The 11,761-nt window shown below is 71.2% G+C and carries 13 protein-coding genes; 5 read left to right on the forward strand and 8 right to left on the reverse strand.

Translation table 11 applies throughout. The features are described from left to right. Positions 1 to 171 precede the first annotated feature (171 nt). The 3 genes from CPZ01_RS11815 (at position 172) to CPZ01_RS11825 (ending at position 1,898) form a co-directional block, all read left to right on the forward strand. Positions 172 to 576 carry a hypothetical protein gene (locus CPZ01_RS11815; protein WP_096395317.1) on the forward strand — a complete coding sequence of 135 codons (405 nt, stop codon included), beginning with the start codon at positions 172 to 174 and terminating at the stop codon, positions 574 to 576. Further along, complete coding sequence (locus CPZ01_RS11820) at positions 573 to 1,508, forward strand: alpha/beta hydrolase (RefSeq protein ID WP_096395320.1); 936 nt, start codon at positions 573 to 575, stop codon at positions 1,506 to 1,508. The genes CPZ01_RS11815 and CPZ01_RS11820 overlap by 4 nt, the downstream gene beginning before the upstream one ends. A 78-nt stretch (positions 1,509 to 1,586) precedes the next feature. Continuing rightward, positions 1,587 to 1,898: a thiamine-binding protein gene (locus CPZ01_RS11825; protein WP_096395322.1), complete on the forward strand. Its 312-nt coding sequence runs from the start codon at positions 1,587 to 1,589 to the stop codon at positions 1,896 to 1,898. Positions 1,899 to 1,928: 30 nt separating this feature from the next. Here CPZ01_RS11825 and CPZ01_RS11830 read toward each other — a convergent pair whose 3' ends face one another. The 5 genes from CPZ01_RS11830 to CPZ01_RS11850 form a co-directional block, all read right to left on the reverse strand. Next, complete coding sequence (locus tag CPZ01_RS11830; RefSeq protein WP_096395324.1) at positions 1,929 to 2,630, reverse strand: hypothetical protein; 702 nt, start codon at positions 2,628 to 2,630, stop codon at positions 1,929 to 1,931. A gap of 75 nt (positions 2,631 to 2,705) precedes the next feature. Continuing rightward, positions 2,706 to 4,214 (reverse strand): RtcB family protein, encoded by a 1,509-nt coding sequence (locus CPZ01_RS11835; protein ID WP_096395327.1) that lies wholly within the window; start codon positions 4,212 to 4,214, stop codon positions 2,706 to 2,708. Between the two features lie 87 nt (positions 4,215 to 4,301). After that, positions 4,302 to 4,844: a hypothetical protein gene (locus CPZ01_RS11840; protein WP_096395329.1), complete on the reverse strand. Its 543-nt coding sequence runs from the start codon at positions 4,842 to 4,844 to the stop codon at positions 4,302 to 4,304. A 67-nt stretch (positions 4,845 to 4,911) separates the two neighbouring features. Continuing rightward, positions 4,912 to 5,358, reverse strand: coding sequence for an archease (locus CPZ01_RS11845; RefSeq protein WP_096395331.1), 447 nt, complete (start codon positions 5,356 to 5,358; stop codon positions 4,912 to 4,914). Next, entirely contained in the window at positions 5,355 to 6,167 is an 813-nt protein-coding gene (locus tag CPZ01_RS11850; protein WP_096395333.1) for a DUF502 domain-containing protein, read from the reverse strand. The genes CPZ01_RS11845 and CPZ01_RS11850 overlap by 4 nt, the downstream gene beginning before the upstream one ends. 197 nt (positions 6,168 to 6,364) lie before the next feature. On the opposite strand from CPZ01_RS11850, the gene CPZ01_RS11855 reads away from it, so the two are divergent. Both CPZ01_RS11855 and hmgA read left to right on the forward strand, forming a co-directional pair. Continuing rightward, positions 6,365 to 6,838, forward strand: a complete 474-nt coding sequence (locus tag CPZ01_RS11855; protein WP_096395335.1) for a GNAT family N-acetyltransferase — start codon at positions 6,365 to 6,367, stop codon at positions 6,836 to 6,838. Positions 6,839 to 6,930: 92 nt separating this feature from the next. Next, on the forward strand, positions 6,931 to 8,154 hold the full coding sequence (gene hmgA / locus CPZ01_RS11860; RefSeq protein ID WP_096395337.1) for a hydroxymethylglutaryl-CoA reductase (NADPH): 1,224 nt from the start codon (positions 6,931 to 6,933) through the stop codon (positions 8,152 to 8,154). Positions 8,155 to 8,186: 32 nt separating this feature from the next. On the opposite strand, the gene CPZ01_RS11865 is transcribed toward hmgA, so the two are convergent. From CPZ01_RS11865 to CPZ01_RS11880, 3 genes are all read right to left on the reverse strand, one after another. Then, on the reverse strand, positions 8,187 to 8,504 hold the full coding sequence (locus tag CPZ01_RS11865; protein WP_096395339.1) for a DUF2250 domain-containing protein: 318 nt from the start codon (positions 8,502 to 8,504) through the stop codon (positions 8,187 to 8,189). Positions 8,505 to 8,637: 133 nt separating this feature from the next. Beyond that, entirely contained in the window at positions 8,638 to 10,098 is a 1,461-nt protein-coding gene (cofH, locus tag CPZ01_RS11870; protein WP_096395341.1) for a 7,8-didemethyl-8-hydroxy-5-deazariboflavin synthase subunit CofH, read from the reverse strand. Between the two features lie 563 nt (positions 10,099 to 10,661). Then, the gene (locus CPZ01_RS11880) at positions 10,662 to 11,666 is read right to left on the reverse strand and encodes an HFX_2341 family transcriptional regulator (protein ID WP_096395343.1); all 1,005 of its coding nucleotides are present in this window, start codon (positions 11,664 to 11,666) and stop codon (positions 10,662 to 10,664) included. Positions 11,667 to 11,761: the final 95 nt, after the last annotated feature.

Genomic DNA, 11,761 nt, shown 5'->3' on the forward strand with positions numbered 1-11,761 from the left:
GGATTACTATCGACCGGCCGCGCGGGACAATCGTGTGCCTCTGACAACCCAACCGCGGCCGCCACTCGGCGGTCGCTCCCCGTCCGCGGCTTTCGATCGCGTTCTCTCCCGCCAGCCGCGGTGCCGTCGCGTGCCGGTACCGATTTATCCCGCCCCGCCGACGGATCGGGTATGACCGGCGACGAGCGGACGGCCGATCTGGAGCCGGAACTCAGGAGCTACGGCGTCAGCGTCGAGGCGATCGACGAGGGCGACCCGCTGGAGCTGACGTACATGACCGCGTTCCCCGGCCGCGAGATCCACCGCGGCGAGATCGGGCGCGCGCTCAACGCGCTCATCGACCAGGCCGAGGCCGACGAGTGGGAGCCCGTGCGCGTCGAGGGGACGGTCGTCCGGGCCCCCGGCGATGTCCTCGGCACCTGGCGCGCCGAGGCCGAGTGGTTCGAGGCGCTCATGAGCTACGAGATCTCCGAGACCGAGTTCTCGACCCGCGTGCTGGAGACCGTCAGCCACGAGGCCGAGAACGGCGACGAGGGCGATGACAGGTCCGAACCCGACCCGGAGGCCGACCGGTGACCCGCCGCGACCCGGTCAACCGCGCGCAGCGCCGCCTCGCCCGCCCGGCCCGCGAGCGGTTCGCCACCCGCGCGGTCGCGTTCGACGTCGACGGCGAGACCTGTCGCGGGACGCTGTACCTGCCCGGCGGCGACGCGGACGACTCCCCGGTCGTCGTGATGGCGCCCGGGCTCGGCGCGGAGCGGACCTTCGGCTACCCCGCCGTCGCGGAGCGGTTCGCGGACGCGGGCCACGCCGCGCTCCTCTTCGATCACCCGGAGTTCGGCGACTCCGACGGCGACTCGCAGGTCGTCGACCTCGCCCGTCAGCGCGCGGCGTACGAGGGAGCGATCGACCGCGCGGCCCGCGTCGACGACGCCGGCGACGACCTCGTGTTATGGGGGGCGTCGCTGTCGGCCGCGCACGTCCTGACGCTCGCCGCGGAGCGCCGCGACGTCGACGCGGTCGTGGGGCTCGTCCCGATGCTCGACGGCCGCGCCATCGCCGCCCGTCGCGGCGGGCGGTACCTCCTCCGTTCCGGTGCCGCCGGGTTCCGCGACCTGCTCGGCCACCGGATCGGTCGCGGCCGCACGGTCCCCATCGTCGGCGGCGCGGAGGAGTGCGCGGCGATCACCGAGCCGGGGACGAAGCGGAAGTACATCGACCTCGTCGACCGCGAGTCGGCGTGGCGCAACGAGACCCCCGCGCGCTCGCTGCTCGGACTCGTCGGCTACCGCCCGGTCACGCGGCTCGACGAGATCGACGCCCCGACGCTGCTGCTCGCGGGGACCGACGACGCCATCGTCGACGCCGACTCGGTCGCGGCCGCCGGCGAGCGGCTCTCGCGCGGCACCGTCGTCACGATGCCCGCCGACCACTTCTCGGTGCTCGGCGACGACTTCGAGGGCGCGGTCGGCCACCAGCTCTCCTTCCTGCGCGACGCGCTTGAGTGACGCCTCGCGGCGCCGGCCGCGGCCGCGGGGCCGCCGTCCCCGCGACCGCTTAAGTGGCCTCGCGGCGCACTCGCGCGTATGACAGCCATCGCACTGTTGAGCGTCGCGCCGGTGATCGAGGGGAGCATGGCCGAGGAGGTGGCGAAGGCGGTCGCCGCGCTCGACGACCTCGACGTGAGCTACGAGACGAACCCGATGGGCACCGTGATCGAGGCCGACGACGCGGAGACGCTGTTCGCGGCCGCGGCGGCCGCCCACGAGGCGGTCGACGGCGACCGCATCTCGACGTTCCTCAAGGTCGACGACAAGCGGACGAGCGACGGGACCGCCGCGGAGAAGGTCGCGGCCGTCGAGGAACACCTCGGCCGCGAAGCGAAACGGGAGCGGTAGCGGGTCGCCGCCCCGCCGCGGCGCTTCGCGTCACGCGGCGTCGACTCCCACGCTGCCGCCCGCGGTCGCGTCCCCGTCGGGATTCTCGACCGCGACGTCGACGGTCGTCGTGCGGACGACGGTCGCCTCGTCGCCGCCGCCGGCGACGTCCGCGCGGAACACGACGTCGAGCGTCGTCGTCGCCGTCTCGCCGCCGCCGATCTCGGGCGCGCTCAGCGACTCGCTCGTCACGGCGTCCCCGCGCTCCGTCGCGTCTGCGCGCTCGAACCGCGCGGTGAGGGCGCCGTCGACCGCGCCGAAGTCGGGCGGCGCGTCCGGCCCGGCGTCGGACCGGTCGCTCTCGGGCCGCCCGACCGACGCGACGTCGCCGGGCGTCGCGTCGGGGTCGGCGGCCGTCAGGGTCTCCCGATACACCTCGTCGACGCCGGCGTCGCTCCCGACGGCGAGGATGAGCGTCACGCGCTCGACGCCGTCGGAGAAGTCGCTCCACGACACCTCGACGACGGGCGAGAGGTACACCGACTCGATCCGTCCGTCGTTGCTCGTGACCGTCGGCGCGTCGCCCGCCTCGAACGCCGCCGGGTCGCCGTCGATCGCCGCCGCCGGCCGGCTCGACGCGACGAGGCCGCCGAGGCCGGTGAGGCCGGCGCCCGTGACGGCGGCGGCCCCGCCGAGGACCGAGCGTCTGGAGACCGTTTCGGACGAGCTACCGTTCCGCGAGTGGTCGGCCATCTCGGTGCGACGTGGCCGCGGCATCCGATATAAGCGCTCGGCGGAGACGGGCTCGGCGCGGAGCGAGGGGCGTGGTCACCCCTTGATGTTACAGACGGGGAAGGTGCGCGCCACCTTGTCGCCGATCCCCAGCTCGTCGCTGACGCGGATCACCTCGTCGATGTCCTTGTAGACGCCGGGCGCCTCCTCAGCGATCGTGGCGCCGGACTGCGCTTTCACGTATATCTGCTGACCGTCGGCGAGGTCGTCTTGGACGTCGCCGCCCCAGAACTCCTGTTTCGCCCGCGTCCGGCTCATCAGCCGCCCGGCGCCGTGGGCGGTCGAGCCGAACGACACCGACATCGACTCGTCGCCGCCGCGGAGGACGTACGAGCCCGAGCCCATGCTCCCGGGGATGATGACGGGCTGGCCCACCCCGCGGTAGGTCTCCGGCACGTCCTCGTGGCCCGCGGGAAACGCCCGCGTCGCGCCCTTGCGGTGGACGTACAGTTCGCGCTCCGCGCGGTCGACGGCCTCGTCGCCGACGGCGGGCCGCCCCTCGGCGTCGACGCCGACCTCGTGGGTCTCCTTCTTCGCGATGTTGTGCGCCACGTCGTACAGCAGCTCCATCCCGAGGTCCTCGATCGGGTCGGCGTCGAACACCTCGCCGAACGTCTTCCGGGCCTGGTGGGTGATCAGCTGACGGTTCACCCACGCGAAGTTGATACACGCGCCCATCGCGCCGTAGTACTCCTCGGCCAGCTCGGAGCCGGCGGGCGCGGCCGCCAGCTCCTTGTCGGGCAGCTCGTCGAGGAGGTCGGCGTGTTCCTGCTCGATCCGCCGGAGGTAGTCGTTGCAGGTCTGGTGGCCGAGCCCGCGGCTCCCGCAGTGGATCAGGACGACGATCCCGTCCTCTTCGAGCCCGTACGACTCGGCGACGTCCTCGCGGAACACGTCCGTGACGCGCTGAACTTCGAGGAAGTGGTTGCCCGAGCCGAGCGACCCCATCTGGTTGCGCCCGCGGTCCATCGCCTTCTGGCTCACGTACTCCGGGCGCGCGTCGGGGCGTCGCCCCTCGTCCTCGCAGCGCGCGAGGTCGCTCTCGATCCCGTACCCCTCCTCGACCGCCCACTCGACGCCGCGTTCGAGGGCGCCTTCGATCGCGTCGGCGGTGCCGTCGATCACGCCGCCGCCGCCGAGCCCCGAGGGAACGGCCTCGAACAGCGCGTCGACGAGCTCCTCCTCGCGGCCGCGGACGTCGTCGTAGGTGAGGTTAGTTTTCACCATTCTTACACCACAATTTATGTCGTATCCGACCGCTCCGGGCGAAATACAGCCGGTTCGGGCGTCGATCGCTCCGACGCCGCCGACGGGGAACCCGTACCCCTGGTGGCCGTCGGGCATACAGAGCGCGGGCTCGACCATCCCGGGCAGGTGGGTCGCGTTCTTCAGCTGCTGGAGCGAGTCGTCGTCGCCGATCTCTTCCAGCAGGTTCTCGCTGGCGAGGACCCGCGCGGGGACGTTCATCTCGCCCTCGCGGGGGATCTCCCAGACGTGTTCGCGTACCTTCTCTAACCGGATCCCGTCGAACTCGCGCGTGGTCATGCGACGCACTTCGACACGAGGCGGCAAGGGCGTTGCGTCAGCGGGCGGGGGACGGGAGGAGTCTCCGGGACCGCTCTCGGCCGATTCCTACCGGTCGACCGCGTCGATCGGGAGCCAGTCGATTGCGCCCTCAGCGAGGGTGAACGCGGCGAAGACTCGGCCCAATACGACGCCGTACACGAGGTGGGCGACCGCGATGACGACGCCGAACTCGAAGCCCGCGGTGAGCCCCGGCACCGGGAGCGTCGGTACCGGCAGCGAGGTGGCGCCCTCGATCGCGATCGCGGCCGGCAACAGCAGCCCGCCGGTGAGCACGCCGAGCAGCGCGGAGTGGATGATGCCGAGCGAGAGGCACCCGCCGACGTCCCCGCGAAGCTCCGCGAAGAAGGGCCGGTCGAAGAGCGCGACGAACAGCGCGCCGAACAGCGTGCTGTTGAACAGGTGGACGGCCCAGCCCGCGAGGACCGTCTCGACCCCGATCAGCGCGCCGATCGTCGGCATGAGCCCGAGCCCGAAGTGTAACACGGCGCCCATCGCCGCGCCGGCGGCGAGCCCGGAGCCCGCCCCTGCCCGCCAGCGACGACCCGCGACCGCCGGTTCGCTCCCGTCGCTTCGGTCTGAGTGTGACATACGCTACCAACGCACTCGACAAACATAACGGTTTATCACAACCGCCGTTCGGACTGTCGTCGCGCCCTCACACGTCGAAGACGACGTACGCGTACCACTCGTCTCTCCTCCGTTCAAGCGCCATCTCCGAGTACGTGACCGCCTTGACCTCCCGGGCGGCCACCGCGTCGAGGGGGACGCCGCGCGCGCTGGCCGTGAGTCGCCACTCACCGGGGTCCGCAGTCCGGTTCTGAGGAGCCGCGGAGTCCGGTTCGACGACCGAACAGCGGTGGTCCGCCGGGAGGACGAGCCGCACGTCGCGCTCGTAGATCAGGCGGTCGAGGTAGTCGAACAGCAAGGCCTCGCGGCCCTCGGCGGCGACTTCGAACTCGAACCGGTCACCTCCCGTCTCCGGCACCGACTCCGCGCTCGCGGCCGCGAGCCCGTCCGCGACCGCCGCGAACAGCCCCGAGAGGGTGTCGGCCGTCGCCTCGACGGCGACGTCGGCCGTGTGGTCGCGGAGCTCGTAGCTCATCGCTCGCCGTTCCCTTCGTGGGTCCCGTCACGGGACCCCTCGGCGCTCTCCGATCGCTCGTCGGTCTGGAACCGGGCGTCGATGGTCCGCTCCGGCGCCTCGGTTCGGAGGTCCTCCGGGTCGACGTCGTCGATGTCGGCGGCGACCTCCTCCAGTGCGACGCCGCTCGTCACCAGCGCGCGGATCCCCTCGTCGACGGTCAGCTCGACGTCGACGATCCGGCGCTCCGGGACGAAGACGACGTGGCCGCCCATCACCGGGTTCGGCGCCATCGGCATGAACAGCGTCCGCATCCCCTCGCCCCCGCTGTCCGCGTGGTCCGCGATGGCCGCCGGCGTCTCGCTCGTGACGAACGCGAGCGTGTACGCCTCCGCCGTCGGGAACTCCACGAGGACGACCTCGCGGAAGTTCCCGCCGTCCGACTCCAGCATGGCGTCGCTCATCTGCCGGAACCCCTGGTAGACGGAGCCGACGCCCGGAACCCGCTCGACGGCGTAGTCGACGTAGGCGACGGCTTGCTCTCCGTACCGCGAGGATTCGACGGCCGCGCCGATGAGGAGGATTGCGGCCACGAACACGACCGGCGTCGCGATCTCGATCGCGACCTCGCGAGAGACGGCGCCGACCACCGGCAGCCCGTCCCCCGGCGACACGGCGACGATCGCCGACGAGAAGGCGTCGAGATAGTCGTACACCGCGTTGAACGCGAACGCGAGGACGGCCAGCGTGATGACGGCGGGAACGATGACGGCGATGCCGGTCAGGAAGGCCCGTCGGAGCAGCTCGACTCCCGACGACTCGTCGGTCATTACTCGGTGTCACGCGCGACCGCGACAAAATCGTTTCCGTCGGGCTCGACCCGTGACGGTCTCGTTCGGCGAGCGCGGGCGCCGACCCGTCGAGAGAGAGTTAACCGCCCGCAACGGATCTCTCCGGCGGCGTTGCCGGCCGCAACGGTCCCCGCTGGCGGTGGAGTTATATTCCGCCCGCGTGTTAGGTCATCGCAGTGAGCGTCAACGTCGAGAAGCGGACCGACCCCCCCGGCGAGTCCGACTACGCGACCGCCGCGTGGGAACTCAAAGAGCAAATTCGGTCCGCCGAGGGCGTCCTCCGACAGCGACGCGGCTTCTTCGTCGACGCGTACCGCCGGTCGACCGCGCACCTGCTCGTCGAGAACGACCGGCTCGTCGCGTTCGCCTCAGTGCGCCGCGACGGCTACATCCTCTTTCTCGCCGTCCATCCCGACCACCGCGGCCGCGGCCACGCGGAGCGGCTGGTCGCCGACATCGCGGAGAACCATCGCTCGGTCACCTGCCACGCCCGCACGACCAATCGGCAGGCACTGGGCTTCTACGAACACCTCGGCTTCGAGGTGATACGCCGCATCGACGACTACTACGAGGACGGCGGCGACGCCTACTACCTCAAGCTCGGCGGCGAGTCGCTCCGCGAGCGGCTCTCCGGGTTCGTCGGCCGGTAGGCGGTCGTTCCTCGCCGCCCGGTCGGCTCCGCGCGGCCCTCGAAGGCCACCGAACCGACAGTAATTAGCGCCAGCCGCGAGGAGAACGCGGCATGTCGCAACCGACTCCCGCGGACCTCGCGACTCGGGTCCGCGACGGCGACCTCCGCTTCCACGAGCTGGAAGACCACGCGGACGCCGACGCCGCGGCCGCCGCGCGCCGGCTGCTCGTCGCGGAGGCGACGGACGCCGACCTCGACCCGCTCGGCGAGTACGCGTTCGACGCCGACGCGGTCCACGGCTCGAACATCGAGAACACCCTCGGGGGCGTTCAGGTCCCGGTCGGCGTCGCCGGCCCGGTGACGATCGACGGCGGCGCGAGTTCGGGCGAGCGCTACCTGCCGCTGGCGACCACCGAGGGCGCCCTGGTCGCGTCGATCAACCGCGGCTGCTCCGTCGTCGAGGACGCCGGCGGCGCGACCGCACGGGTGACGAAGAGCGGGATGACCCGCGCGCCCGTCTTCCGGGTCGCGGGCGTCGCCGAGGCCGAGGCGCTCGTCGACTGGGTGCGCGACAACGTCCCCGCGCTGCGCGAGGCCGCGGAGTCGACGACGAGCCACGGCGAGCTGCTGGACGTGACGCCGTACGTCGTCGGCAACAACGTCTTCCTGCGCTTCCGCTACGACACGAAGGACGCGATGGGGATGAACATGGCCACCATCGCGACGCGCGAGGCCTGCGACGCCGTCGAGGACGAGACGGACGCCTCGCTCGTCGCGCTGTCGGGGAACCTCTGCTCGGACAAGAAGCCGGCCGCCATCAACGCGGTCGAGGGGCGCGGGCGCTCGGTCGTCGCGGACGCGACGGTCCCCCGCGAGGTCGTCGAGGAGCGCCTCCACACGACCCCCGAGGCGATCGCCGAGATCAACACCCGGAAGAACCTCGTCGGCTCCGCGAAGGCGGGCGCGCTCGGGTTCAACGCCCACGTCGCCAACGCGGTCGCGGCGATGTTCCTCGCGACCGGGCAGGACGAGGCGCAGGTCGTGGAGGGGGCGAACGCGATCACGACCGCCGAGACGACCGCCGACGGCGACCTCTACGTCTCCGTCTCGCTGGCGAGCCTCGAAGTGGGGACGGTCGGCGGCGGGACGAAGCTCCCGACCCAGCGGGCGAGCCTGGAGATACTCGGCGTCGCCGGCGGCGGCGACCCGGCCGGGAGCAACGCCGACGCGCTCGCGGAGTCGATCGCGGTCTGCGCGCTCGCGGGCGAGCTCTCCCTGCTCGCGGCGCTCGGCTCGCGACACCTCTCGTCGGCGCACGAGGAGCTCGGTCGATAGACGGACGTCGGGTTCGACCCCGCAGACCCTTCTCAGTCCGACCAGCGGGGACAGTCGTCGCGGAGCGCCGCCCGCCCCGCGTCGGTGATCCGGAACACCGCCTCCCCCGAGACGCGCTCGACGAGCCCGGCGTCCGCCAGCGCGGTCAGCCGCGACTCGGCGTGGTCGTCGTAGAGGCCCGTGTTCCCGGCGACGAACGCCTGATAGTCGGCGCCGACGTCGGCGAGGTACGAGAGCAGCCGCTCGTCGGAGCGCGTGAGGGACGGGCGGTCCGGGTCGAGCGCCTTCTCGTCGGCAGCCTCGGAACTCTCCGCCGAGCGGTCGGCCGGCTGTGCGTCTGGTGCGGGCATCTCACACGTGGGAACGTGTACCACGATAAAGGAGACACCGGCGGTTCCCACTCGCTGGGAGCCGGCGCCGATCGGACGAACCTGTTCGGTCGCCGACCGGTCCGACCGGGGGCGTCCCGTCGACCTCCCCGACTCAGTCGTCGGCGTCGGCGGGCGGCGTCCCGGCGGCGTCGCTCCCGGCCCCCTCGCCGCCGGACGGGCGGTCCGGGAGCATCGGGGTCCCGTCGGCGCGCGGGCCGAGCCGCGGGCCGTGCGGACCGTCGTCGGGGTCGATGCGGCGCCGAGTCCGGTAGTCCGTCGAGCGCTCGACCGGGGTCCGGCCGATCGCCGCGATCATCTCGACGTAGTCGTCGAACGAGCGGTACTCGCCGTACTCGCCGCCCGCGCGGCTGGTGATCTCCTCCGAGAGGATGGTGCCCATGAAGTCGTCGGCGCCGCAGTTGAGCAGCTTGAGCCCGTGGGCGTCGCCCGACTTCACCCACGAGGCCTGGACGTGGTCGACGTTGTCCAAGAAGAGCCGCGCGACCGCGACCACCAGCTCGTCCTCGGCGCGCGAGGGCCCGGAGTCGACGACTCCCCGGCGGTACAGCGGGGTGTTCTGATGGATGAAGGAGAGCGGGACGAACTCCGTGATCGCGCCCGTGCGGTCCTGGAGGTCGCGGATCACCTTCAGGTGTTGCGCGCGGTGGGCGACCGTCTCGACGTGGCCGTACATCATCGTGGAGGTCACGTCGAGGCCGGCGGCGGCCGCGCCCTCCATCGCGGCCACCCAGTCGTCGGTGCGGATCTTCCCCGGGCAGATCACGTCGCGGACCTCGTCGACGAGGATCTCGGCGGCGGTGCCCGGCGCGGAGTCGAGCCCGGCCTCGGCCAGCTCGCGGTAGACTGACTCGTACTCCCAGTCCGTGCCGCGCTTGGCGTGGTACGCCTCCTCCGGGGTCATCGAGTGGAGGTGGACGCCGCCGACCGACATCGCCGCCATCTGCTCGACGTACGTCCCCGGGTCGGTCGCGTACCGCTCGGGCGGCTTGTAGTTCACCTCGCTCGCGGGGTCGTCGTGCGCGGCGAGGACCTCGTGGTGCTCCTCGTTCAGCGCGAACGCCGGGTGGAGCCCCGAGACGGAGCACACCTCGTAAATTCCCATGTCGAGGGCGTCCTCGACGACCGCGCGCGACTCCGCCGGCGGCTTGGTGAAGCCCGCGTGCTCGACGTCGCTGTCGGCCTCGAACGCGTGCGCGGAGTCCTTGAAGTTACAGAACAGGCAGCCGGTGTTGCAGGCCGTGGTGACGTTGTTGTTGAGGTTGGCGACGAAGGTGACCTCGTCGCCGACCTCCTCGGCCCGGCGCCGGTCCGCGGCCTCTAACACCGCCTCCTTGCGGACGGGGTCGATCCCCGACGACGCCGTGCCGGTCGCGAGCAGCTCGGTCGCGTCGGCGACCGTCAGCCGGGCGCCGTCGCGGGCCTTCGCGAGCGCGTTCTCGAACGACTGGTCGGTCGCGGGCGCCGCGAAGTCGAACTCGTTCGCGCCGCTCTCCGACTCGCCGCCGCCGGCCTCGTCCGTTCCGCTCGCGCCGGAACTACCCCCCGAACTCATCCCGTAACCCTCCCGGTTCCACCCTGATAAACGGGCGGGTCGCGACACCGATCGGGTCGGACAGACGACGCCGATCGCGAACGTCTATTTATAAATAGATCCGAGGGCCGCGACGTTTATTTATAAATAACTGCGGTGGCGCGTGCCTGTGAGCGCCCGGAGGGCGCGAACAGCACCGCGCGAGGGAGTCGGCCGGCCGGAGCGAAGCGGAGGCCGGCCGACGAGGTTGGGGAGGCGTGAGGCTGCGGTGCTGTGCTGGGCAGGCTGGGACTCAAAGGGGCAGCCGCGAGGGCGAAGCACGGCGACGCAAGCACTGGAAGGAGCGAGCAACGCGAGCGACTGAAGCGCGTGGTTCGAGACGCCTCCGGCGTCTCGTCATCCCGAAAATCGGAGATTTTCGGGCGACAGCGAGCCGCGCGAGCCCTCGCGGCTGGGGCTTTGGCGGCGTTCGCCGTCGATCCGCAATCAGCCATTTATAAGCGAGCGGCTGGGGCTTTGGCGGCGTTCGCCGTCGATCTGCCAGTGCCAATTTATAAAGAAGCGACTAATTCGCCCCCGTCAGTTCACGCTAAATCCCGGTAGTCCCGCTCTTCGTCGGCGTGTGCGCGGACCCACAGCTCGCCGATCCGCGAGAGGCTCGTCCGGTAGGACTTCCCGTGTTCCTCGCGCTCGATGTACCCCTTGCCGCCGGGCCCCAACCGATCAACGTTATAAATGACCTTCGAGCGGAACGAGTCCGTGTACTCCTCGTTGAGCTCGGCCGCGAGCGTCTCCGCCAGCTCGGAGACGGACTCGAACTCGCCGTGTTCGCCCAGCGTGAACAGGACCAGCTCCTCGAACGGCTTGACGTTCTGGAAGGAGGCGACCGGGAGCTCGATCACGTGGCGGTCGCCGATTTTCTTCGCCCCGATGGTGGTGCCGCGCTCGTCGAACTCCGCGAGGAGGTCCGTGGTGCTCGCCAGCCGGTCGGCGACGCGGTCGGGGTCGACGCCCGCCTCGGCGAGCGCCTCGTCGCTCTCGCTCCCGCCGCTCCCCTCGTCGAGGTCGCGCAGGAGGTCCCGCGTCGCGCGCAACTCCTCCGCGAGTTCGGTCTCCAAGTACTTCTCGGGGGCCGTGTAGTAGGTGTGAATCCGGTCGCGGTCCGCCTGCCGCTCGACCATGATCGAGTGGGCCGCGGTCGCGAACGCGAAGGAGACGGGGCGGGGCATCGAACAGAGGTTCACCCACACCTCGCGGTCGTCGACGGCGTCGCCCGCTCCCGGTTCGTCGTCTGCCCCGTCGACCCCCTCGTCCCGGTCGAGTTCGGCGTTGATCAGGTCGAACGCGCGCTCGAAGGCGGCGTCGTAGTCGTACACGTCGTCCAGCCGCTCGCGGACCGTCTCGGCGCCGAGCAGGTTCGTGAAGTCCTGCTCCAACTTGCGCGCGATGTTGCGCGAGTACTCGACGTTGGCCTCGCTGCCGACGGTGCCCTCCAACAGGATCACCCGGTCGACGTCGAACTGGTCCCGGATGAGGGGGGCGATCATCCGGTCGTAGTCGAACCCGACGGGCACGACGTGGGTCTGCATACGCGGGACGTAACGGTGCCGTTTATAAAAAGAACCAGTTCCCTCATCGTTCAACTGAACACCGACCACACCGCTCTCCAGTGGGTCGGGGGGTT

Source organism: Halorubrum trapanicum (assembly GCF_002355655.1).
GTDB lineage: Archaea > Halobacteriota > Halobacteria > Halobacteriales > Haloferacaceae > Halorubrum > Halorubrum trapanicum_A.